The organism is Paenibacillus sp. EC2-1, from assembly GCF_049311625.1.
Lineage (GTDB): Bacteria > Bacillota > Bacilli > Paenibacillales > Paenibacillaceae > Paenibacillus_AQ.
Window position 1 is genome coordinate 4,579,210 of record NZ_CP186006.1, and the last position, 21,863, is coordinate 4,601,072.

The 21,863-nt window shown below is 42.5% G+C and carries 24 protein-coding genes and 1 riboswitch; of the genes, 8 read left to right on the plus strand and 16 right to left on the minus strand.

What is annotated here, in order from left to right:
- Positions 1 to 17: 17 nt before the first annotated feature.
- Positions 18 to 165, minus strand: a riboswitch (SAM riboswitch).
- A gap of 118 nt (positions 166 to 283) precedes the next feature.
- The 3 genes from ACK8P5_RS21410 to ACK8P5_RS21420 all read right to left on the minus strand — a co-directional run bounded on the left by ACK8P5_RS21410 (position 284) and on the right by ACK8P5_RS21420 (position 2,658).
- Positions 284 to 1,003 (minus strand): Cthe_2314 family HEPN domain-containing protein, encoded by a 720-nt coding sequence (locus ACK8P5_RS21410; protein WP_422658259.1) that lies wholly within the window; start codon positions 1,001 to 1,003, stop codon positions 284 to 286.
- Between the two features lie 185 nt (positions 1,004 to 1,188).
- Positions 1,189 to 2,133: a COX15/CtaA family protein gene (locus tag ACK8P5_RS21415; protein ID WP_422658260.1), complete on the minus strand. Its 945-nt coding sequence runs from the start codon at positions 2,131 to 2,133 to the stop codon at positions 1,189 to 1,191.
- A gap of 180 nt (positions 2,134 to 2,313) precedes the next feature.
- On the minus strand, positions 2,314 to 2,658 hold the full coding sequence (locus ACK8P5_RS21420; RefSeq protein ID WP_422658261.1) for a thioredoxin family protein: 345 nt from the start codon (positions 2,656 to 2,658) through the stop codon (positions 2,314 to 2,316).
- A gap of 120 nt (positions 2,659 to 2,778) precedes the next feature.
- On the opposite strand from ACK8P5_RS21420, the gene ACK8P5_RS21425 reads away from it, so the two are divergent.
- Positions 2,779 to 4,134 carry a DUF2515 family protein gene (locus ACK8P5_RS21425; RefSeq protein ID WP_422658262.1) on the plus strand — a complete coding sequence of 452 codons (1,356 nt, stop codon included), beginning with the start codon at positions 2,779 to 2,781 and terminating at the stop codon, positions 4,132 to 4,134.
- A 157-nt stretch (positions 4,135 to 4,291) separates the two neighbouring features.
- Here the strand turns inward: ACK8P5_RS21425 and ACK8P5_RS21430 are convergent, their stop codons facing one another.
- From ACK8P5_RS21430 to ACK8P5_RS21455, 6 genes are all read right to left on the minus strand, one after another.
- Positions 4,292 to 5,917 (minus strand): putative polysaccharide biosynthesis protein, encoded by a 1,626-nt coding sequence (locus ACK8P5_RS21430; protein ID WP_422658263.1) that lies wholly within the window; start codon positions 5,915 to 5,917, stop codon positions 4,292 to 4,294.
- A 51-nt stretch (positions 5,918 to 5,968) separates the two neighbouring features.
- Positions 5,969 to 6,448: a DUF456 domain-containing protein gene (locus ACK8P5_RS21435; protein ID WP_422658264.1), complete on the minus strand. Its 480-nt coding sequence runs from the start codon at positions 6,446 to 6,448 to the stop codon at positions 5,969 to 5,971.
- Between the two features lie 8 nt (positions 6,449 to 6,456).
- On the minus strand, positions 6,457 to 7,203 hold the full coding sequence (locus tag ACK8P5_RS21440) for a Cof-type HAD-IIB family hydrolase (protein ID WP_422658265.1): 747 nt from the start codon (positions 7,201 to 7,203) through the stop codon (positions 6,457 to 6,459).
- 161 nt (positions 7,204 to 7,364) lie between these two features.
- Complete coding sequence (locus ACK8P5_RS21445) at positions 7,365 to 9,431, minus strand: peptidoglycan D,D-transpeptidase FtsI family protein (RefSeq protein WP_422658266.1); 2,067 nt, start codon at positions 9,429 to 9,431, stop codon at positions 7,365 to 7,367.
- A gap of 178 nt (positions 9,432 to 9,609) precedes the next feature.
- Positions 9,610 to 10,761: a transglutaminase domain-containing protein gene (locus tag ACK8P5_RS21450; RefSeq protein WP_422658267.1), complete on the minus strand. Its 1,152-nt coding sequence runs from the start codon at positions 10,759 to 10,761 to the stop codon at positions 9,610 to 9,612.
- 40 nt (positions 10,762 to 10,801) lie between these two features.
- Entirely contained in the window at positions 10,802 to 11,236 is a 435-nt protein-coding gene (locus tag ACK8P5_RS21455; protein ID WP_422658268.1) for a hypothetical protein, read from the minus strand.
- Positions 11,237 to 11,417: 181 nt separating this feature from the next.
- Between ACK8P5_RS21455 and ACK8P5_RS21460 the strand changes: the two genes are divergently transcribed.
- Positions 11,418 to 12,569: an MFS transporter gene (locus tag ACK8P5_RS21460; RefSeq protein WP_422658269.1), complete on the plus strand. Its 1,152-nt coding sequence runs from the start codon at positions 11,418 to 11,420 to the stop codon at positions 12,567 to 12,569.
- Positions 12,570 to 12,956: 387 nt separating this feature from the next.
- Positions 12,957 to 13,304 carry a toprim domain-containing protein gene (locus ACK8P5_RS21465; protein ID WP_422658270.1) on the plus strand — a complete coding sequence of 116 codons (348 nt, stop codon included), beginning with the start codon at positions 12,957 to 12,959 and terminating at the stop codon, positions 13,302 to 13,304.
- Positions 13,305 to 13,369: 65 nt separating this feature from the next.
- Here ACK8P5_RS21465 and ACK8P5_RS21470 read toward each other — a convergent pair whose 3' ends face one another.
- From ACK8P5_RS21470 to ACK8P5_RS21480, 3 genes are all read right to left on the minus strand, one after another.
- A complete protein-coding gene (locus ACK8P5_RS21470; RefSeq protein WP_422658271.1) occupies positions 13,370 to 13,987 on the minus strand; it encodes an SCO family protein in 618 nt (205 codons plus the stop codon).
- 54 nt (positions 13,988 to 14,041) lie between these two features.
- On the minus strand, positions 14,042 to 14,980 hold the full coding sequence (gene cyoE, locus ACK8P5_RS21475) for a heme o synthase (RefSeq protein ID WP_422658272.1): 939 nt from the start codon (positions 14,978 to 14,980) through the stop codon (positions 14,042 to 14,044).
- A 281-nt stretch (positions 14,981 to 15,261) separates the two neighbouring features.
- Positions 15,262 to 15,483, minus strand: a complete 222-nt coding sequence (locus ACK8P5_RS21480) for a small, acid-soluble spore protein, alpha/beta type (protein ID WP_422658273.1) — start codon at positions 15,481 to 15,483, stop codon at positions 15,262 to 15,264.
- Positions 15,484 to 15,601: 118 nt separating this feature from the next.
- Here ACK8P5_RS21480 and ACK8P5_RS21485 point away from each other — a divergent pair, with 118 nt between their 5' ends.
- From ACK8P5_RS21485 to ACK8P5_RS21495, 3 genes are all read left to right on the plus strand, one after another.
- Complete coding sequence (locus ACK8P5_RS21485) at positions 15,602 to 15,769, plus strand: hypothetical protein (RefSeq protein WP_422658274.1); 168 nt, start codon at positions 15,602 to 15,604, stop codon at positions 15,767 to 15,769.
- An 87-nt stretch (positions 15,770 to 15,856) separates the two neighbouring features.
- Positions 15,857 to 16,837, plus strand: coding sequence for an aldose 1-epimerase (locus tag ACK8P5_RS21490; protein WP_422658275.1), 981 nt, complete (start codon positions 15,857 to 15,859; stop codon positions 16,835 to 16,837).
- Positions 16,838 to 16,992: 155 nt separating this feature from the next.
- Entirely contained in the window at positions 16,993 to 17,235 is a 243-nt protein-coding gene (locus tag ACK8P5_RS21495; protein ID WP_422661539.1) for a small, acid-soluble spore protein, alpha/beta type, read from the plus strand.
- A 67-nt stretch (positions 17,236 to 17,302) separates the two neighbouring features.
- Here ACK8P5_RS21495 and ACK8P5_RS21500 read toward each other — a convergent pair whose 3' ends face one another.
- Both ACK8P5_RS21500 and ACK8P5_RS21505 read right to left on the minus strand, forming a co-directional pair.
- Positions 17,303 to 17,707 carry an O-methyltransferase gene (locus tag ACK8P5_RS21500; protein WP_422658276.1) on the minus strand — a complete coding sequence of 135 codons (405 nt, stop codon included), beginning with the start codon at positions 17,705 to 17,707 and terminating at the stop codon, positions 17,303 to 17,305.
- Positions 17,708 to 17,939: 232 nt separating this feature from the next.
- Positions 17,940 to 19,739 carry a M3 family oligoendopeptidase gene (locus tag ACK8P5_RS21505; RefSeq protein ID WP_422661540.1) on the minus strand — a complete coding sequence of 600 codons (1,800 nt, stop codon included), beginning with the start codon at positions 19,737 to 19,739 and terminating at the stop codon, positions 17,940 to 17,942.
- Positions 19,740 to 19,850: 111 nt separating this feature from the next.
- Here ACK8P5_RS21505 and ACK8P5_RS21510 point away from each other — a divergent pair, with 111 nt between their 5' ends.
- Together ACK8P5_RS21510 and ACK8P5_RS21515 are read left to right on the plus strand one after the other, a co-directional pair.
- Entirely contained in the window at positions 19,851 to 20,042 is a 192-nt protein-coding gene (locus tag ACK8P5_RS21510; RefSeq protein ID WP_422658277.1) for a YycC family protein, read from the plus strand.
- Positions 20,039 to 20,269 carry a hypothetical protein gene (locus ACK8P5_RS21515; RefSeq protein ID WP_422658278.1) on the plus strand — a complete coding sequence of 77 codons (231 nt, stop codon included), beginning with the start codon at positions 20,039 to 20,041 and terminating at the stop codon, positions 20,267 to 20,269. Before ACK8P5_RS21510 ends, ACK8P5_RS21515 begins: the two co-directional genes overlap by 4 nt.
- Positions 20,270 to 20,311: 42 nt before the next feature.
- On the opposite strand, the gene ACK8P5_RS21520 is transcribed toward ACK8P5_RS21515, so the two are convergent.
- Together ACK8P5_RS21520 and ACK8P5_RS21525 are read right to left on the minus strand one after the other, a co-directional pair.
- Positions 20,312 to 21,013 carry a DUF2225 domain-containing protein gene (locus ACK8P5_RS21520; RefSeq protein ID WP_422661541.1) on the minus strand — a complete coding sequence of 234 codons (702 nt, stop codon included), beginning with the start codon at positions 21,011 to 21,013 and terminating at the stop codon, positions 20,312 to 20,314.
- A gap of 50 nt (positions 21,014 to 21,063) precedes the next feature.
- Complete coding sequence (locus ACK8P5_RS21525; RefSeq protein ID WP_422658279.1) at positions 21,064 to 21,441, minus strand: globin; 378 nt, start codon at positions 21,439 to 21,441, stop codon at positions 21,064 to 21,066.
- Between the last annotated feature and the right edge of the window lie 422 nt (positions 21,442 to 21,863).

The following is a 21,863-nucleotide window of genomic DNA, read 5'->3' on the forward strand; positions in this document are numbered from 1 at the left end:
GTAAAGACGAATGCCTTTTCTCATCTGTCAAAACTGCATGATCATCCGCAGTTTTGAAGGAATTAGCACCATGTCATTCCAAGCGCTTCAGTCACGATTGACTGTACACTAGGAATCGGTTGCCGGGCTTCATCGGGCCTGTCCCTCCGCCTCTCTCGATAAGAAAACATCGATATGAAATTATAATTAATTAGCTTTCAATAACATTTCAAATTCAAGAATGCAATTGTTAGTATAGATTCTTTTTGCATGTTTGTCAAAAGGAATTTATAGGCTTAAAGCCTCAAGAACTTACACCTTTATCCGCCCATAGTTCATTAGTATAGCGATATGAAGCTGACAAAGTCTTGCATACCATATCAAGTCCTTGCTTCAAATCATCCAAATGCTGATCCAGATCCTCTAGCTCTATTTTGTCATGGAGCCCTTGGTGCCGCTGCCACAGATCATCTTGCATCTCGGAGTTCATATAATGAATCTCTGCATTTCTTCGTTTACGCAGTGCATCGATAGCCGGATCATAATGATCATTAATCGCTTCCAGTTTACTCGCTAAATCTTCATGTGTTTTGGTATATCTAAATTGACGAACTACTGTAAAGTAGGAGAAATGAGCTTTATACTTGGCGGTATTCAGATTATATATCTCATTCAGTACGGTTCCAAGCTTATCAAGATTGGAGAATACCCGAATGAACCCATCCTTATAAAAATATACATATCGTGCATAGTCGCCTTGTTCCAGTGGAGACATGTCATCAACATATCCCGCTATTACGGATTTACGAAAGTGACTTGCAGCAAACCAGCTCTGCTCCAATTCATCCAATGATCCAATGAGACCACGAGTCCAGATCTCCAGCTTACGGAAGTCATGTGTTGGGTCTTGGCTCTTCTCAATTTCCTTTTGTAGCAACTGCGTTGTCTTTACCATGGTCTCCACGGCATCTTTAAGTAATCCTTCATTTATACGGGGTGGTTCCCCAAGTAATATTCGAAGCATGGCGTTCCCCCCTAAAAGTTAAGTTCTGGCTTATCGGGACCGATCTCATTCCTATCTTTAAAATGTCCTTAACTAGCCTATATTCATTCCTATTTACAACAAAAAACCCCGAACAATTGTCCTGGGATTTTGTTGATGATTGAATCTAACTACTTCATTTGTGCGCGTTTGACGAAGTGGACTGATCAAGAAGGGTTCTTTCCGCTAAGGGGTCTGCTTAACTGCCATGCTCTTACGCTTAAATAACATAAAACACCGAATAATCCGGATATGAGTAATGTATGGCCCAAAGCTGCAAAAATATACAATTCTTCATTGTGTAGTGTTGCCATCAAGAGTGGACCACTTAGTACTTGCATTAAGCAAAGAACGACTGCTGATACACCAAGCATTTGAATTTCACGATTATTCCGGTTTCGCCAAAAGGCAAAGTGTCCCATCACCGCTACCACTAGTAACAGAAGTGCTGCCGCAACCCTATGCATAAAGGCAATACCTACTCCACCTGATAGCTCCGGGATAATCTCACCATTACATAACGGCCAGCCAGAACAACCTTCTCGCGAATCCGTATGACTCACAAATGCCCCTATGTATACGACGATATAAGAATATATCGTTGTTCCCCATACCAGATTGCGAAATGATTTACTTACCCTAGGAAGCTGTTCAAGCTGCCTTTGATCTTTAGCTTGTTCAATTCTACGCATCGCTAATGCCAACATAACTGAACTCGCAAATGCAATGAGAGAGAATCCGAAATGAAGTGCCATAACAGCTGCCGATTGCGGCACCATAACAGCCATAGCCCCCATAATAGCCTGTAGAATGACAAATATCGCGGTCAAAACCGCGTAAGTAACAATGTCACGTCGCTCTCTTTTGAACATAAAAAAAGCGATTAATGAGGCAAGAGCTGACAAACCTGCCAACCCACTCACTGCCCGGTGAGAGTATTCTATCATCGAAGATAAAGTGTAAGCCGGAACAAATTTCCCATTACATAGTGGCCACTCCTGTCCACAACCCATACCTGAATCCGTCTTCGTCACGACCATCCCACCAAAAGTTGCGAAGAACATGACAAGACACGTAAAGTAGCTAAGCCATTTTAATTGTTTATTATTCATGATTTTCACCTGCTGCCATATTCAGAATATATGAAACCTTGACATGCATTTTTTCCAAATTTTTATACACTCCAATATGTATTATACCTGATAAGTACCTTCGGATCATAGATGAATATGACAAAATGTTCAAAAACAAAACACCGCCGACTCATAATACAGTCCAGCGGTGTGATGAATTTACTTGTGTATCGAATCATATACCTCAAGGGCGCGATCTAGGAATGCTTCAATCTCTTCCCGTGACTTACGAAGCTTATTTACAAAACGAACCAATTCACGGCCATCCGTATAAGCTACAAAGCTTGGAATACCCATAATGTTCTGCTCCTGGCTTACATCACCCACTTGCTCTACATCAACTTCTACCAGTGTTAACCGGTCAGAATACTTCGTTTCCACTTCAGGCATAAATGGGTCGATAAATCTGCAATCCACGCACCAATCTGCTTTAAATACAGCTATCGTCAATCTTGGGGACTGAATCGATACCTGAAATTCAGCTTCTGATGTAATCTTTTCCAAGGGAATCTCCCCTTCCGTCTGAATTTGTTCACTTTAAGTGAAGCAAAATGTTGAGTGGAAGTCAAATTTTAAAGCCATACTTACAATAGGTTCACTGACATATGGGAAAGAAGGTGCCTCATGAGCCATTCCGAAGGTTTCAAGAACAAGCGCAGCTCCATCTGGTCATTGCTGCTTTCCGTGCCTCGAGCAGCCGCTGAAGCAATACATGGATTTACAGCTTCGTGGACTGCATCCGGTGAGCTAAGACAGGCTCGGAAGGATTTGCAATGGAATGAAGGTGCTGCTAGAAGTATATCTTGCCTACTGGATAAAACAGCCGAAGGCTGCTTACGAGAACGTGCCGGTCAAACGATGAAGTTAGATCCTGAACGCAAAGAATCAGCAGATCAGTCACCCTTAGATCACTTGACAGCATCTGATGTTCAGCTTGTTCAGCACATTCAGGAAGCTGTGGCAAAAGACAATCGAAGCAACATCACTCGGACACGTGCTTATCTCGAGCTGTATGACGATTTCCCTGAGATTCACTGGGCACTGCTGGCTCACATGGTTTCAAGAAATGGCGGCTGGAATATGTCTGATATTAAAAGTGGACTTATGACAGACTTAACGGACAGCATGTTTAAGAATTACTTGTATCGATTTCTAGAACGCTGTAATGCTCTGATCTTTCAGGATGCCTATCCACAGCTATTGCTGTATAAATACAGTAAACAAATGGAACGCAGCTGTTTTCATCTGCTTCCTTATTTTCATGTATCTGCATTTATGGCTCCGTTCTGGGAGCGATTCTGGATTGATCGAAACAGCAGCTTACTGACCGTTGCCCTAATCATCAATGAGCAAAATTATATAGAGGGCCGAGTCGTACAGCATCCTTTTTTCCGTAAACATGTTTTAAACAATCCCTCATTTCGATTACATGAATTGGCACGCTTAAACCAGATTATATTTCCCCTAGGTGAAGTTCACTGTAAACATAATGTTAATCGGGAATCCAACATGGCTCTCCGGCCTTTAGCTGGATTGACCCTGAATCATTTTGGCAATCCGTCATCTCGAATAAAGGTAGGCAAGTCACTTTATGCCATGCTGTTTGGTTATGAAAATATTTATGAAGGTGTCCTTCATTTTGCACGCAGTACGACTCACTTGGGTTCACGTTCCGAATATTGGCCAGCCTTATTCACACCCTATCCCGATAAGACTATGAACTCACTTAAGGAAAGCAAAGAGCTGCTGCAAGCGGAATGGTTGTCCGCTCAACATCAATTATATAGCCCCTTGCTGGAAGATGTGTGGCATGATACCGAATATGAACCGATTCCTCGCTTCGATTGGTTTCAGGAACCCACCATGTTGCGGCATATTAGTAAGCCCATCCGACCTTTCCTTGTGGACATGACTCATGCTCACCGAGCAGCGCTTGAAAGAACCGCGTTTGTCCATGATATAAACGGTCACTTTAAGTAAATCATAACCAAAGCGGAGAATGTACTTGCTGGGTTGTCCGCTTAACTATAGTCTTGCCTAACAGAAACAGAGCTGTCCCTTAAGATCGGAGGATCTTGCGGGACAGCTCTGTTCTACTATACCCAACATTGGGTATAAGTCATTAACGTTAATACTCCTAGCCGCGTTCACGAAGCCGTGCTGGCTGAAGGCGCATTAATGGACGGAATAATTTTTGCAGTAGTCGAGGGTAACTTGATAGTTCGGATTGACGCAGTACACCTAGCATGATCAGCATAACCAGATAGATGACTACAACAACAGCCCCAACCAATAGACAAGTAATGAAGAATGCGATTCGTGCAGGCATAATTTCAACCATCTGGTTACCTAGCTGATTCACTCCAAAGCCAGCTCCAACTGCAACCAGAACTGTAATCAAAAAGCCTGTCCAACGCGTTCCCAAGATCGAGAATGGAACGATTGCTTTAATTGCACGCAAGTTAAGCACTGTTATGACAAGGAAACAGATTGCCGTTGCACCGATAATACCATAAATCCCGAATAACGGAGCAAGAAGCACACTTGCGACAAGCTTAATGATAATACCAATCATAACGTGAATCATAGATATTTTCGCTTTCCCCATTCCAAGGAGGATCGAACCAGATGTCATCATCGTGATTTGAAATATCGTTCCGAAGGTCAGCATGGCAATAATGCCGCTACCGTTAAGGGAACTGAACAGCAGTCCGTTAACGGAATAAGAGGCAGCAACTAGAGCCAGAACGATAGGCATTCCTGTCAGAATAGAAATTTTAAGTGCAAGCGTAACCTGACGCTGCAGATGGTCCTGATCTTTTCTAGCGTAAGCTGCAGAAATAATCGGGATCAAGGATTGACTGAGCGCTATGGCAAGGATTGGAGGAATACCTGCTATGCTTTGCGCACGAGTACCCAATACGGCAAGAGCAGCTGTTGCTTCCTCTGCTCCGATTTCACCAGTCAATAGCGGCTTGACGATAGATCCGTCTATGAAATTGATTGCCGGGACAGCAAGTGATGATAATACAATCGGAATGGATAAAGTGAAGATCGCTTTATAAATTCCACCAAGCGGGATGGATGTATCTGGACCAGGCAGTTGCAGTTTATGATCTTGGCGACGAAGCTTCATCGCGAAGAAGATCATCACACCAAATGCTGCAACACTTCCCAGTACTCCACCGAAGGAAGCCCCTGCTGCTACCCACGTGTCATCATAGCCCATCCGAACGAGAATATAAGCTATACCAATACCAGTAATCACTCTAGCGATCTGCTCGACAATCTGCGATATACCACCGGCCGTCATAAAGTTTCTACCTTGGAAATAGCCACGCATCATTGCGATGGTTGGGAATAATAAAAGAGCGGGTGCAAGTGCCTGAATAGCTGCCGCTGATTCTGGTACCTCTGCTACATATGTTGCATAGTACGGAGCAATAAAATACAGCATCAGTGTCATCACAATTCCGGCACCAGCCGAGAAGAACAGCGCCGCCTGATAGATCCGTTTCGCTTCAGACGGTCTGTTTAGCGCATATCGTTCAGATACCATTTTACTCAGTGTGCTTGGTATGCCAGCCGTGGCCAAAGTCAATAACATTAAATACACATTGTTTGCAATTGTAAAGGATGCATCCCCTACGTTATCGAGTAAGTGCTCCAGCGGGATCCGCTGGGCAAGACCCAACACTCTGGCCACTAATGCAGCAGCGGCCAATATGATTGTACCTCTGAGGAAAGTCTCTTTCTTTGACAAGTAAGTACCCTTCTTTCTTCCGATAGGCAACAACTATTGCAGTAATATGCCCTAAAAAATCCAAATCAAGAAAATGATAATCATAGCAAGCTGCAATACAATTTTAACGACAATACTGCTAAAGAGTCCAAGCACGGACCCTAATCCTACTTTCACAGATTTGCCAGGGTTAGAGCCAGCCAATAACTCGCCGATAAAGGCTCCAATGAATGGTCCAATAATTAAACCGAAAGCCGGAATAGCGAACGGACCAATGATTAAACCGATGGTACTTCCCCAGATGGATGCTTTTGAGCCACCAAGTTTTTTAACTCCCCACGCATTAACCGCATAATCGGCGATAAACAGAACAATCAAGATTAACGTCTGTATAATCCAAAAGAGTGCATTATAATGCTCAAACGTAAAGAACCAGCCGTAGACGAACAATGCCAGATAAATGGCCACCACGCCAGGCAGTATCGGATAAATAGCCCCGGCCATACCGACCACAAATAGGGCTATAACAATAATCCAGCCTAGTACATCCACTTATTGTATCACTCCCCGCATAAAATATAATCACGAATTACTTCAACAATGCCATCATCATTGTTACTAGCCACGACTACGTCCGCCTCATCTTTGACGGTCTGTTGTGCGTTCCCCATAGCAACACCCAAGCCGGCCTGCTGAATAGCCGCTAAATCATTCAAACTATCTCCTACCGCAACCGCCTGTGATATATCAAGTCCAAGGAGTTCACATACCTGTCTAATGCCTTCGGCCTTGTTGATCCCCTTCGGATTAATCTCAAAATTATAAGGAGAAGAGTTGGTGATCTCCAGACCATCCATCTCTTGAAGTTTCATCAGAATATGATGGCGCACATCGTCATCATCATTATGATAACCGAACTTCAACCATTCTTGATTCTCAATGTTTCCACTCCAAGTCTCCCGATTATATAACTTATCCACCGTATAAGCCCAGAACCATGAGCCTGTTTCTTCTGCCAAATCATGCATCTTCCGAACAAGCTCTACATCAAGTAAAGCACGACGATACAAATCATAAGGTGCACGCCACACTTCACTTCCATTTACTGTAATCATCGGGGTTGTGAGCTCTAGTTGTTGTGCATAAGGATATGCATTCTTAAAAGCACGCCCTGTAGACAAGCACACATGAACTCCTTGTTTAACCGCCTCTTTAATCCATTTCACCGTTTCCGGAGATACCTCGTTGTCATCCTGAAGCAGTGTTCCGTCCATATCCAATGCCAGCAGCTTATACTTATGATTCATGGTCTAGTCCCCCTTCATATCTGCTCTCATGTTTAAACATAACGCCATTTTACCACAAACAATTTCACCGTACACTCGCAAGCCGTGAGCTAACCTATTTCAAACAAAACAGGCCGGGGTTATATTACCCCAGGCCTGCCTTTTTGTTATCCCCCGGATTATTAATTGTTTCCGGCCTCAGCATCTTCCGTGCTCCCATCCTCATTCTTAACATTCTTCGGATGTGGTGTGCCGTCTAAGCCGTATACTTCATCATAAGCATCAAAAATTTTACGAGCTACAGGTGCAGCACTATAAGCACCGAATCCACCTTCTGGGATGATAACGGCTACTGCAAGTTTCGGGTTTTCCCTTGGAGCAAACCCAATGAACACCCCGTTATCCGTTAAGGTTCTAGTCCCGTTGCTATAAACTTCCTGCTGAGATGTACCTGTCTTACGAGCAATATCATATGGGAAATCTGCAAAGGCAGCCACTTGTGTATTCATACCTTTAATTACTTCATCCCAATACTCATCTTTGAAATTAACTTCATTCAGAACTTCACGCCCAAATTTCTTAACAACATTGCCATCTTGATCTTTAATTTCACTCACTAACTGAGGTTTAAGACGAGCTCCTCGATTAGCAAGGGTTGTAACGTACTGTGCTAATTGCATCGTGGAATATTTACCGGACTGACCAAATGAAGCATATACCAATGCAGCAAGTGGACTGCCTGCCTGCTCGATATTGGTATACTCGATAGTACCTTTAAACTCACCTCGAAGCCCGATCTCTGTTGACTCGCCTAGTCCGAACTCCTTCATATACTTATCCCAGACATCTATGCCTTTGATACCATATTTATTGAACAGCTGCTTCCCAACCATGTCAATCATAAAGGCATTCGATGAATTTTGAAGAGCTAACGCGGGATCAATAGATCCGAAAGCTTTGGACTGTGAGTTCCGGACTCTCGACTTGTCTCCACCGAATTCTGCATATCCTTTGTCGTAGTAATAAGTATTTACACCGAAGAATCCTTCGTTTAGTCCGATCAACACACTTAATGGCTTAACCGTGGAACCAAGGAGCAATACGGACTCCAGATTGTTAGCCGAGCGACCGGAGCTAAATGGACTAATTGTACCATTCCCCATGAAAGGAGTTACTTTATCCCAATTATCTGTTTTATCTTTCCACACATTGGGGTCATAATCAGGGATGCTCGCCATGGCTACAATATTACCGGTTTCTACTTCCATAGCAACCGCGTACCCTGTCTTTGCATTTCGGTGGGTTTGACCGGAGAAAGGAACCTTATGTAACCAATCTAACTGGTCTACAATGGCCTGTTCCGTTTTCAGTTGAATATCTTTGTGAATAGTTGTGTGTACATTGTTGCCTTTCTCAGGCGGAACCATTGTCGGCACACCATCAATCATATTTTGCGGATTGATTGGAATACTCATATAACCATTCTTGCCACGAAGTTCATCTTGGAACATCATTTCTAGTCCATCGAACCCAACCCATTCGGTTTCCGTATATTTCAGTCCGGGGTCCTTCTGGTCCTTGTTCGCTTCATCAATTTCCTTATACTTTTCTAAAGATTTAACACCTTTAAATTCTTTCAAATACCCTATGGTTTGTACCGCCACGGTATCCTTATCATAGAATCTCACATTTTCTTCAACGATTTCTACGCCAGGAAATTCATCTTTATTCTCAATAAAATACGCAACTTCCTTATCCGTAAGATCCCCTTTGATTCGGCGAGGCTCATATCCACCTTGTTTCTTCGAATCGAGATCTAATTTATCCAGAATCTCCTCCACCGTCATCTTCTCTGCATCAGCCGAACCATGTTCTTCAAACACCTTGAACATCTTCTCTGCAAAGGCTTCGATTTCAGGACGATTTTCTTTCCCTTTATCTGTCTGACTATTATAATTCTTCAGCAATGTAACATATAGTGCATTCGAAGGCTTAGAGTAAGCAATCGGTGTTCCCGATGCATCAATAATACTTCCTCGGATCGGCTGAAGTGGAAAGTTCTTTGTTCGACCACCGGTTTCTTGCTCCGTCAGCTCAGGACCCTCCACGAATTGCAAGATCGCAAGTCGGACAATAATGATGCAAAATATAATAAACGTACTGAAAAAGAACAAATTAATCCTCAGATTAAATTGTTTTCCGGCATCTCCTTCATCCTGCTTTCGTTTGTCCGATTTGAAACCTTTCACCTTAAACTTCTCCCCTTTGTTCACTTTCACATAAGATCATCTTAACATAAACCATATAGACGATTCACCTTTCCGGAATTTTACAGAAAATGCGTTAAAACCAAATACAAGATGGCCTTGTCCAAAAGGGCCACCTTGCTTAGAAAACTTCAAATTTTAAATTCATGCTAATCTGATTTCAGAATACTTCTTCTTTTATATGCGTCTCATTAAATCGCGGTGGATTAAACCAGTCTCCACTCTTCGCCCATGTGGGATCTAGTGGTATCCACTCCTGCTTCTCCTGCAAGTAAACCTCATTCCATGCGTGTGGTCCATAGCTTCCTTGTCCATCATATCCTCTTCCTGTAACGACTCGGACCTTTAGATCCTGCGAACGAGCCATCATGGCGTACAAGCGTGCATAATCGATGCATACACCCGAACGGGTATCATAAGTATCCTGAGGTGTTTGTTCCCGCCAAATTCGCTGCTCCTCATACACTTTTACTTTTTCATAATCATACGAGACTCTAGAACCTACCCAATCATATAGTTTACGCGCCTTTTCCTCATCTGTTGATGCACCCTTCACAATATGAGCTGCAGTCTCTTCAATTCCTTCTGGAATGGCGTGATCCACAACCTCATACTTCTGCTGCATAATTCCATTCAGTTCTTCTTGAACCGACTGGGTGAACACAGGTAGTTTATCCCGAACTAAAGAACCAGATAAAGGTTCAATCACGGCCTGTGCTCCTTGACGATACACCGGTGAAGATTCGACATAACGACTAAATGAATGATCTGGATAAAGACTCACCCATATGAAAAGAATTGCGATAACGATAATCCCTCGAGCAGCTCCCATAATTACACCGATCCCTGCCCCAGCCATACGACTCCCTATAGTTGCTGGCCTATTCTCTCTTGATCGAAACAATCCCAGGTGTCCACCTATGGTCAAGGATACCAACAAGCGAAGGACAAAGAGAATCAAGCTGTAACTGATCATGAATAGAACTGCAAACCGAAGCAATGGAAAATCAGCCATGGAATTAACGAATGTATAATACATCTGCTCCCATAATTTAAGCTCCCGGTCCGGAATTTTACTTCCTAGTGATTCAAGCCACACCGAAGCTGATGGAGACAGCCAAAGAGTGAAAGGAACGGAGATAGCGAGGCCGATTATACGCAGAATAGCTTCACCCAGAAAAAAAGCGAGCCTCCCAGCCGATCGGGAAGCCCCTCGATTCCATCCTTGTATCAAAGAAAAGGCTAAGATAAACAGCAGCAGGATCGTAATACCATTCCCCTCCCGCAGACTATCGCTCCATGATGACAACATGTTCAGCCCTCCTTTTCGTATGACATAATTCTAAGCTGTCTTAATTTGTTTTTGCTTGTGCTATAAATTCTTTGATCGATTCGTTTACATCCCACTTACCGACCGATACCCCTTTAAAGTTCACTTCCACTTCAGTCGATCCCGACTTACCTTTAAGTTCTAAATTCGGTGACTTTACCGTAAATGTTCCATCACCGTGCGATGTATATTTTGCTTCTTTTGCTTCTTTCATCATGATGTTCATGGCCTCAGACTTTACGGTGTCCACAGCTTCATTCTTCACAGTGGTCACAACCTCACCAATTTGTTCTAAGGATATTCCGCTATAGATGAGCAATCCCGCGATTATCAGAATAACTAAAGCCCATTTGATGAACGTCTTGACTAGATTGACCACAATAAACAACACAACCAAAGCAATGACAATCACCAGCCAATTTTGCTTTAGAAATTCTAACCATACCTGTGCATCCATTTAACTCTCACCCCTATCACTTCGCGACCTCCGGCAACTTATACCGTACTTTCCGATTATACATTATTCCCCGTCTCAGTGTCAGTAAGACCCCATACTAGTCAAAATTAGGTATAAGCTTGGCAACTTCAACGTACAAGTATAACATAACCTGTCTTAAGTGCGGGTAGGAGGTGCTTATATGAAAACAGCGATTTGGTTGTACATGTTTTTGTTCTTGGCATTCTTTGATCTGCATGCCCAGTATCCCGTCCTCACACCGTTCGCCATATCGCTCGGTGCCGCCCCAACTTTCATCGGGTGGATGATGGGCATTTATGCCTTAACGCATCTTCCTGGCAACCTAATTGCCGGGAGATTAATTGACAAGCAAGGGAGCCGGCGTTATATCATCTTCAGTTTAACCGCTGCTGGGATAATTCTGCTGCTTCAAGCTCATGTGCAGATGCCCTGGCAGTTACTTGTACTCCGTTCGATCAGCGGATTCGTGCTCGCCTTCTTATCTCCGGCATGTCTTGCTCTTCTAGCTTCGCTATCTAAGGATTCCGTAACGCAGGGTAAGTACATGTCAGGACACGGTGTTGTCCATACACTAGCCTCCGTGCTTTCTCCTGCAGCCGGTGCTTTCATTGTAGCAAAAGCTGGTTTTTCAGGGACATTCCAAAGCTTGGGATGGGTGCTGATCTTCACAGGAATCATGGCATTTCTCACGCTTCCAAAGCAATCTGCACAGTCAACCTCCCAAAATAAAAATGAGGCTTTACCGATTGAAAATGATCCTCTTCCTTTCAATCTACGGCTGTATCTTATTCCGTTTGCCATTGCATGCGCACAAGGCATTCTCTTCTTTGAAATTCCACTTCGAGCAAACGGTCAAGCCAGCATTATGTCAACTGGGCTTTTATTTTCCTGTGTCAGTCTCGGTGCCTTGGTCACCCTCAGTATGCTATTTCTAAATAACTATTCACCTGGTAAAAGAGTAACTATAGGTGTATTTATGTTTGCACTATGCTTCTATGCGCTAGCCGCCATAGATCAGATTCCTATTATTGTAATCCTGTTTGTGCTTGGTACAGCGAAGGGGATTTTGTTCCCCGCACTTTCTTCTTTATTCATTGAACTAAGCGGTGGTGGAAGGCTCGGAAGAGTATTCTCCTACCAATCTATTGCCATGTCCATCGGTTCATTTGTCGGTCCGATCGCTGCAGGTCAATTACGAGGAACGCTCTCACCATATTTCATCGCTTTTATGATGTTAATGATCATTCTAATGCTACTTCCACACCCTAAGAATCCGAAATCTGTTGATATTCCAGCAGGGATAAACGTTTAAGCAGTATGAATGACCCTCAACTCAGCCCAAATAGATCTAATTAGGCCAACACACAGTCCAGCTAGGTATTTTGACATAGTATACATTGTGGCAGATGACCACTTAGATTATTTGAGGAGTGAAATTACATGAGTCATGTTCATAAAAATTGTCATCAAGTACCTGTGTCTGGTTGTTCTTCAGTAGGCATGATTTTAGTTCTCTACATTTTGTTAGTAATCATCCTGAGCTGCTTCTAAATACATGTTTTCTCATAAGACGGCCTTCTTTTGAAGGTCGTTTTCTTTATTTTTGCATGAAGTCTCATTTACAAGTTAAACTATAGTCATCAACATTTCCCGGGGAATTTCGATTGGGGCATGCCGTAATATGACAGGAGTGATACAAATGTCGATTTTCATTATCGTAGAGGGTAAGAATGATCGGAGTAGGCTTCGTCGATTGGTGACTCCTGACATCACAATTCTTTGTACATTCGGGACACTAAATACACTCAAACTGGAAACACTCCATAAGCAGGTTAATGATCAAGAAGTGTATCTATTTATGGATAATGATAGTTCAGGCAAAAAAATTCGAAATATGTTGCGAGATGTTTTTCCAGATGCAACACATATGTACACACGTCGAGGTTATGCTGGGGTTGAAGGTACTCCGGATGAATATCTAATTGCTCAACTTGAAAAGGCTGGACTTGAAGAGTTTATTATCTACCCACCTACCCTGACTTACTAACTGTATATTGGATATAAAAAAGCGTTTGAACCAATTTAATGGTTCAAACGCTTTTACATATCGTATTATTCTTTAGCCAAAGCTTTGACGTCCTTTACAACTTCTTCGATCTGTACACTGGATGGATCTGCAGCATTGTACATTTTTCGAATGTTGTTATCACGATCAACTAAAGCAATATAGTTACCATGAGTATAATTCGTCGAATCTTTACCGAGGAGCGGAATCTTAAATGAACCTTGCATCAGATCACGGGTCTTTTCTTGATCCCCACGGAGAAAATACCAACCGCTGTAATCAGCGAAGAATCGATCACCAAATTCTTTGATTTTCTCACGCGTATCCGTAACAGGATCAAATGAAATGGAGACAAAACTAACATCTTTCCCGAACGTACCATCTTTCTTCAGTTCATTCTGAACCTGAGATAGCAAAAATGTCGTTACAGGACATACATCCGGACAGCTTGTGAAATAAAAATACATCAACCTCACTTGTCCTTTAGTATCGTCTCTGGATACCGTTTTTCCATCCACATTCTCCATCGTAAAGTCCGCAACCTGTCCAACCACTGGGAACTTGCTCTTGCCTATACCTAATGAATTGTACACAAGAACTACTGCCGCGATTACGCATACTGAGAGCAGCAACCACGTCCATTTATACCGTTTCAGCGATGACATCTATACTCGTTCTCCCTTCATCCACCTCATTATTTATGGGATAAAACAGTCCATTTAATGAACTGTATCGAGAACGAGTACAATCAGACTCAATGTCAGATAGTTAATGGAGAATAAGAATACCTTTTTTGACCAAGCCTCGTCATCTTTTGCACGGAAGCCTTTAAGTGAAAGATACAACCAAGTAATAGACAACAACAGTGAAATAATAAGAAAAAAGATTCCAGCGTATCCGTAAGCATACATGAGAATAGGCAATGGAACGAGCAATGCAACATAGGGGATCATCTGAATCTTAGTACGTTTAATCCCTTTAACAACTGGGAGCAAAGGATATCCTGCTGCACGGTAATCTTCGACACGACGAATACCGAGCGCCCAGAAGTGAGGAGGTTGCCATAAGAACAACAAAGCAAATAGCAGCCAAGCGCCCATATCAACCGTTTGCGTAACCGCAACATAACCGATAACAGGCGGCATAGCTCCTGAAATCGCACCTACAGATGTACTCCAAGTTGAACTACGCTTAAGCCAAAGGGTGTATATGACTACGTACACAAACATACCTACAATGCCAAATACTCCAGCAAGTACGCCCGAAAAGATAAACAGCATGGCAAGTCCAACAACACCTAAGGTAATTGCGTACCATAACACCACTTTCGGAGTTAGTCGTCCTGTTGGAAGCGAACGTTTACGCGTACGTTCCATCTTCAAGTCTAGATCGCGGTCAAAATAATTGTTAAATACACAAGACGAAGCCATAACTAATACGGTTCCGAGAAGTGTCATGATCATCAATCCAAATTGAATGTCCCATTGGGACGCAAGCCAAAATCCGGCAAAAGCCGCTATTAGATTAGACCGGATAATCCCGGGTTTTGTCACTGCTATGAAATCTCTCCATGTCCCCGTTTGTTCGGGAGGCTTGGATTTTGCGGAAGCCAATGTAGCGGAATCCGAAGGAGCCTGGTAACTCATATGATTTTCCACGTCTCAAACGTTCCTCCTTGTTCTATCGTTATGGAGGAAGATGCCTCCGCTATAAAGTTTATCATATCGGCATGAAAAAGTGTTGCGTAATCCTTCGGATTTCATTCTATCAATATGACAATTCAGTGACATTTGATGTCGCTTTTCCATCTTGACGTTTCCCCTTCCATTAAGGCACAATTTGTCTAAGATTTACTGTTAGACGACGAGGTTCTTCGCATAAAATAAAAAGCCCGAAGCATTTCTGCTTCGGGCTTGATCACACAAGTATGAAACCTTTATTACGAGTTGCGTCCAGAAAGGGACTGTTCTGCGATTTGTACTAGACGTTTTGTGATATAACCACCTAGCGACCCAGTTTCACGGGAAGTATAATGGCCCATGTAACCATCCTCTGGAATGCTTACACCCAATTCTTGAGCAGCCTCCATTTTAAGCTGTTGCAGAGCTGCATTCGCTTGTGGTACTACCAGATTATTACTGCGGGAACCTCTTTGTGCCATGTTAATCAAATCTCCCTTCACTGAATAGGTCTGTAGTGCAAGCTTGCAAACTTATTATGTCTTCTTCTCGCAACCTTATACCGAAATATTAAATACCAAATTATCGGAGGTTTTTCTCATGAGCAAAGGACTTTCCCTATGGTTCGCTATCTCGTCCATCATTCTGTTAAGTGCAGCGGCGATCTCGATCAGTTATAATGCATTCATAGCCATAGGACTTGGGATTCTGGCTGTGTGTAATATAGGCTGGGGCTTTATAATTAAAGCTAAACGCAGAAACTCCTAACACTATAATTTTTCACGTCTGTTCGTAAAATCTGTTATGATGAGGTTAATCATCTACTATTGATTATTGTGGTAAAGGAGCATCGATATGAATCAAGTGACCAAAGGACAATGGAATGGTTACGACACCTATATCTTAAACACTGGACGGTTAGAAGTGACCCTCCTTCCTCGTCTCGGTAACAACGTCATCGAAATAAAGGACCTACAAGAACAGCGCCAAGTGCTCCGGAAGCCTGAAGAAAGTGAACTGGCATTTTATTTACAGAAACCTTACCATTTCGGTATTCCGATGCTTATTCCGCCCGGAAGGATCGCTAAAGGGCGCTTTGAATATGATGGTGCCAGCTATCAGTTTGATCAAAACACAGCAAATGATAATCATATCCATGGATTGCATCGCACACAAGCTTGGTGCGTTAGCGACATTGAAGAAGATGAAGAAGGTTGTGCAGTTACTACGGAATTTTCAACGGCAGATGACTCGCGCTGGACTGCACAAATGCCTGAACCTCTAAAATTACAAATGACTTTCCGCTTACAAGGATCTGATTTAAAACAAGAACTGCGGATTACGAACAACGGAAACCGAGCTGTTCCTTTTGGGATGGGCTATCATACTTGGTTTCTCTTAGATGGTCAGCCTGATCAATGGACTCTTAAACTGCCTGTTGAAGGTATTTATACACTTGATGAACAGCTTCTCCCAACTGGCGAGTTCGCTCCTCTTAAGGATCTGGAAGCTTTGAATACGGGATTCAATCTGAAGGGGTCTGATCTGGATACGATATTCAAAATCCCTGAAGATCAGCCAGCAGAAGCATTCTTAACCCGAGATGACGGATATACCATTCAATACACAGCCGATCGTTCCTACTTTAAACATTGGGTGTTGTATACGAAAGGAACAGCGGATCAATTTCTTTGTATAGAACCTTATACTTGGCTTCCTAACGCTCCGAATCTCGATCTACCGAACGAAGTAACTGGTCTTATTAACTTAGAGCCTGGCCAATCGGTTGAGCTACATACGAAGCTGCAAGTCCACTATCCAAGCACTACGGATTGATTTAAATGATTCATAAGTTAGAGTCCTGAGAAATCTCAGGACTCTTTTTCGTCTAATATTTACCAATAATGATCTTTGAATCTATACGCATGAGATTCTCTTCTTTCAACCATAATAACTTCATACAACACGAGAAGGAGGTGAAAAACATGGGTATGGGTCAATCAGGACAAAGCGGCAGAAGCGGAAGTCGTTCTAACAACCTAGTCGTTCCCCAAGCTAACGCTGCACTTCAACAATTGAAGTATGAAGCAGCACAGGAATTGGGCGTATCGATTCCACAGGACGGTTATATGGGTAACTACACTTCCCGTGAGACTGGTTCTTTGGGAGGTTACATCACAAAGCGTCTGGTACAAATGGCTGAGCAACAATTATCAGGTAATTCTAACCGATAGTTGATATTGTTCAACTAATAAAGAAAGAGGCGATCTTCTCCCCAAAGATCGCCTCTTTTTGTATGTATCAGGACTCAGAAACAGCATCAGATACACTAGTTCTTGGATAACGAATCATTAGATTGGCCATATTGTAATTCGATTCGAGCACCGCATCTACAATGATAAGTCCTTGTCGTACCGTGAAATCATAGCTTATTTCTCCATGAGTCCAATGTCTTTTGTGCTTTAGACTCTCAAGTGCCATTGCTCTAAAGGATGATTGCTGGTCCCTGTTCAATCCATCTTCTACGGGAGCCATTACTCCGTTACGCCCTGTAAGAGGATTATGACGGATTCCAAATTTACCAATAATATTATTTCGTATTTGCACAAATACAGTACCAGAAGAAAGTCCTGATAATTCATTTTCCAATTCTTTAAATACTAAGTCTAATTGCCTCACCAGCGATAATTGATCCAATTTAATCATTTCAAACCCCCTCAATTTTTCATCGCAATCCCCTTATATAGGGCTTATGACTCATTATAGGACAAAGATATGGATACATCAACAATTTTCAACATAATTGGGTATTTGTTACTATTTTTTCATAAATTCCTTGTCAGCTTCTTTGGAATTCCGACAACTTTCTGTTTTCTACGACAAAAAAAGAAGTCCACAAGGACTCCTTTTGATCAATATAATTTCAAGTTTCTCCAAGTTACGCCAAATGATCAGTCATTTGCAAAAATTGTTGAATATCTGCGATGCACATATCTGCCGCACTTTGCCAGAAATCACGCTGGGTCAGGTCGACATTTAGGTGCTTTTTGGCTAACTCTTCTACTGTCATGATTCCAGTATCCCGTAGCAGTGCGTCATATTTATCTGCAAACGCACTGCCTTCCTGCAATGCCCGAACATAGAGCCCAGTACTAAACATATAGCCAAATGTGTAAGGGAAATTATAGAAAGGTACACCTGTAATGTAGAAATGCAGCTTAGAAGCCCAGAAATGCGGGTGGTAGGTTGAGAGAGCTCCACAATAAGCTTCCTTCTGAGCTTCTTCCATTAGGGAAGAGATTTCATCTGCACTCAGTAGCCCTTCTTTCCGCTGAGTGTAGAAGCGGGTCTCAAATAAGAAACGAGCATGGATATTCATGAAGAAGGCTACGCTGTTTTGGATTTTCTCCTCTAGCAATGCCAATTTCTCGTCCTCGGTTTTGGCCGATTTTACAAGCGCATCCGCCACAATCATTTCTGCAAAAGTTGATGCTGTTTCAGCTACATTCATCGCATAATTCTGATTGAGCACCGGCAAGCCCTTCATCACATATTGGTGATAAGCATGGCCTAGTTCATGCGCAAGCGTGGACACATTCGATGCAGTACCACTGTAGGTCATAAAGATTCTTGTCTGATCGCTCTCCTGAAATGAGGTGCAGAATCCACCAGGACGTTTGCCTGGTCGATCTTCTACTTCAATCCAGCTTTTATCAAATGCCATTTCTGAGAATTCAGCTAACTTCGGACTGAATTTTCTGAATTGCTCCACAATCGTTTCGGCAGCTTCATCGTAAGTTACTTTAGAGACCGAAGTTCGAATAGGTGCTTCTACATCCGTCCAAGATAGTGTCTCTAGACCAAGAAGCTTCGCTTTTCGATTCAGATACTCAACAAGCACTGGCTTGGTGTCTTGAATAACTGCCCACATTGTATCTAAGGTCTTACGTGACATACGGTTGATTGTTAGCGGCTCTTTAAGAACATCATCCCATCCACGGTTCCCATAAAGCTTAAGTCGAAAACCCGCTAGATGATTCAGTGTATCTGCGCAGTAATCCTCAGCTTCTGTCCAGGCATTTTCCCATTTTTCAAACATTTCTTGTCTGATTTCCCTGCTTGGGTTGTGCAATTTATTAGAAGCCTGTCCAGCAGACAACATCTCTGTCTTCCCATTCTCTTCAAATGGAATCTGAATTTTACTTACAATCGTGTCATAAAACTCTCCCCATCCATGATAACCGTCGATGGCAAGTTCAAGTGCTAAACTTTCAAGCTCTGGACTCATTTTCTCACGTGCCAGATCTCTGCTCTCATTCAATATGAACTTATGAGGCTCTACCTTCGCAGTTGTTATCCATTCATTCCACAGTGTATCGTCCACTTCACGAAGAAGGTTATCAAATTGAGCTGCTACACTTTGAAGATCAGCGAATAACGATGTAATACGCCCAGATAACTGAATCGCTTTTTTATCATTAATATCCTGCGCAGCTAGACAACCGATAAATGCACTTGCCTCACTAGCCTTAGCCCAGCAGCTTTCTAGTGAAAATAAAATATCCTCTAAAGTTTCAGCTTCCTTCAGATCTGTTGGAACGATGGCTGTTTGGACCATTCCACGAAGTTCCTTCACTTCTTTCTCCAGTGAATTCAGAAATGCTGTGAGTTCAGGAGATTGCGACCCTCCCGGAAAAACAGTTTCAAGATCCCATGTTTGCTTTAGTGGCTTATTCATCGTCATCACCTTTCTCCATTCCGTAATGAGGTGTTTTAATTTGTGTGGTATCGTGTTAAAGTGTATAACTATATTTATATCCTTTAAAATAAGGCTTGGAGGGAAACTTCTATGAGACCATTGCAAATATCAGCCGAAACGGCATTGACCCTTTCAAAACAGCTTGGCGTCCCTTTAGAACAGCTGATGCATATGCCTCAGCATATTCTGATGCAAAAAATCGCTGAACTGGCTAAAACAGAGCAGCAACCTTCATCTGATGGCGTAAAAGACCAAACTAGCGGCACTACGGAGAAACCATGATCCCTTTTGCTAATGCATGGCCTTATGACATTATTACTGGAGATGTATATGTACAGAACTGCCCCTTCTGTGGCAGCGACAATGTTCTTCTTCCCATGAAGCCGAAAGAACTTATCAGTGTTAGGGAAGGGAAAAAGAAACTTCTCATCTTTCCTTGTTGTCATAACAAGGTTACGGTACTCGATAGTGACGCAGATTACCTTCTAACCGATCAAAAGCTTCGATAACGTAAGATTCGCTTCAGGCCCTGTATATGGGCCTTTTTGTCGTTATATAGAGTTCATTTCCTCAGGTAAGGCCAGCTTCTCAGCCAACATCTGCTCCCGAAGAACAGCCCACTGTTCGCGTGACGCCCGAATCATCGCTGAATCGACAATTTTTTTATCATGAATCACTCGTGAGAACCACTGAACAGCATCACTGTATCGACCGATTCGTCGATTTAATTCTCCAATTAAGTAAAGAAGGCGTGCATCATTCATACCTACTCCTTCGACCTCATAGACCCGAACATAGGAATCAAGGCTATGAGCCAAAAAACGCTGTTCCTGCTCCTTATTCCCTTGATATCGGTAAAGCCAGGCAATATGGTGTAGGAGGCTTGCAACAATTCGTTCCTTCTCACCAATGCATTGCGCACAGAGAAGAGCCAGCTTATATGTTTCTAACGCTTCTTCCAGTCCCCTGCTGCCTCCGAAATCCCGCTCAGTCCATCTGCTTGCGATTTTCGTTTGAAAATCTGTCCTTTGGCGTTCATTCAAATGATCAGCTGAATGCTCAGTAGAAGCAAATCCGCATTTAGGGCAGATTCTCACCACATAAAAATCTGGATTTTCATTTTTGTAATAACCACAGAAATCTGTATCTGTTCTTATGGCTTTTTTGAAGCTAGGCCGTACTCTCGATGTGCTGAATGGGTGCTCACAATTGCTGCAGGTTACCGTAATCGTGTACAGAGGTTCTAATGCTATAGCCATACCGATGACATCCCTTTCCCATGATGTGTCTTATGAAAGTCATATTAAGGTGTGTTTACAAAATGTCGGGCAGGTCCGGATAAACGTTTCAAAATATCTTCCCGGAGCATATCCTCCACGCCAATATCTTCTAAGGCTCCAGCCATACAGCTCAGCCATTCATCTGCATGCCGGTCTGTTATTGGAAATTTAAGATGTCTAGCTCTCATCATTGGATGTCCGTATGCTTCTGAGAACAAAGCAGGACCTCCAAAAAACTGGCTTAAAAACATATACTGCTTTTCCATCACAGGCATGATATCTTCTGGAAATAGTGGAGATAGCAGCTCATTTTGTTGAACTCTCGGATAAAAGGCTTCGACTAAAGAGTGAATTCCTTCAGCGCCACCTAAATTTTCGTAGATGCTCAGGCTAGGGTTCATTTACAATATTCTCCTATCTGAAATAAGTAGTTAGTCTCATTATATCAGAGTTACCAAAAACATGTATTGATCTTATCTCATAGCAAATTGTTCTTGCGTACGATCAAAAAAGAACAAAAAAAGGCGCTAAACAAAGTTTAGCACCCTGAACTTATTAATAACTGCGCCAATCCTCTTCACCCTGATGGATGAGAGAGGCACGTATTACATAAACGAAGGCGCATACCAGTAAACCCGCGACTATGCTCATGATCATCACTCCATCCAAATAATTCGAAAGATGTGCTTTGATGGTTTCATTATAGCACAATGTTCTCAAAAATAAAGCATTTTTGTAACCGCTTTCCAACTTTTTTTGTACTGTTTGTCCTATGTCCCGCATACAGATTGACCATGAGAACAAATTTGATTTACAGCAGCTA

Excerpts from the sequence above, each read along its gene's own strand:
- ACK8P5_RS21450 (WP_422658267.1), bottom strand. The coding sequence starts at position 10,761 with ATGTTGTCATCATGGAGCGATAGTCTGCGGGAGGGGAATGGTATTACG.
- ACK8P5_RS21525 (WP_422658279.1), bottom strand. The coding sequence starts at position 21,441 with ATGAACCCTAGCCTGAGCATCTACGAAAATTTAGGTGGCGCTGAAGGA.
- ACK8P5_RS21505 (WP_422661540.1), bottom strand. The coding sequence starts at position 19,739 with ATGAATAAGCCACTAAAGCAAACATGGGATCTTGAAACTGTTTTTCCG.
- ACK8P5_RS21500 (WP_422658276.1), bottom strand. The coding sequence starts at position 17,707 with ATGATTAAATTGGATCAATTATCGCTGGTGAGGCAATTAGACTTAGTA.
- ACK8P5_RS21490 (WP_422658275.1), top strand. The coding sequence starts at position 15,857 with ATGAATCAAGTGACCAAAGGACAATGGAATGGTTACGACACCTATATC.
- ACK8P5_RS21510 (WP_422658277.1), top strand. The coding sequence starts at position 19,851 with ATGAGACCATTGCAAATATCAGCCGAAACGGCATTGACCCTTTCAAAA.
- ACK8P5_RS21410 (WP_422658259.1), bottom strand. The coding sequence starts at position 1,003 with ATGCTTCGAATATTACTTGGGGAACCACCCCGTATAAATGAAGGATTA.
- ACK8P5_RS21480 (WP_422658273.1), bottom strand. The coding sequence starts at position 15,483 with ATGGCACAAAGAGGTTCCCGCAGTAATAATCTGGTAGTACCACAAGCG.
- ACK8P5_RS21415 (WP_422658260.1), bottom strand. The coding sequence starts at position 2,133 with ATGAATAATAAACAATTAAAATGGCTTAGCTACTTTACGTGTCTTGTC.
- ACK8P5_RS21460 (WP_422658269.1), top strand. The coding sequence starts at position 11,418 with ATGAAAACAGCGATTTGGTTGTACATGTTTTTGTTCTTGGCATTCTTT.
- ACK8P5_RS21485 (WP_422658274.1), top strand. The coding sequence starts at position 15,602 with ATGAGCAAAGGACTTTCCCTATGGTTCGCTATCTCGTCCATCATTCTG.
- ACK8P5_RS21425 (WP_422658262.1), top strand. The coding sequence starts at position 2,779 with ATGAGCCATTCCGAAGGTTTCAAGAACAAGCGCAGCTCCATCTGGTCA.
- ACK8P5_RS21465 (WP_422658270.1), top strand. The coding sequence starts at position 12,957 with ATGTCGATTTTCATTATCGTAGAGGGTAAGAATGATCGGAGTAGGCTT.
- ACK8P5_RS21440 (WP_422658265.1), bottom strand. The coding sequence starts at position 7,203 with ATGAATCATAAGTATAAGCTGCTGGCATTGGATATGGACGGAACACTG.
- ACK8P5_RS21495 (WP_422661539.1), top strand. The coding sequence starts at position 16,993 with ATGGGTCAATCAGGACAAAGCGGCAGAAGCGGAAGTCGTTCTAACAAC.
- ACK8P5_RS21515 (WP_422658278.1), top strand. The coding sequence starts at position 20,039 with ATGATCCCTTTTGCTAATGCATGGCCTTATGACATTATTACTGGAGAT.
- ACK8P5_RS21455 (WP_422658268.1), bottom strand. The coding sequence starts at position 11,236 with ATGGATGCACAGGTATGGTTAGAATTTCTAAAGCAAAATTGGCTGGTG.
- ACK8P5_RS21470 (WP_422658271.1), bottom strand. The coding sequence starts at position 13,987 with ATGTCATCGCTGAAACGGTATAAATGGACGTGGTTGCTGCTCTCAGTA.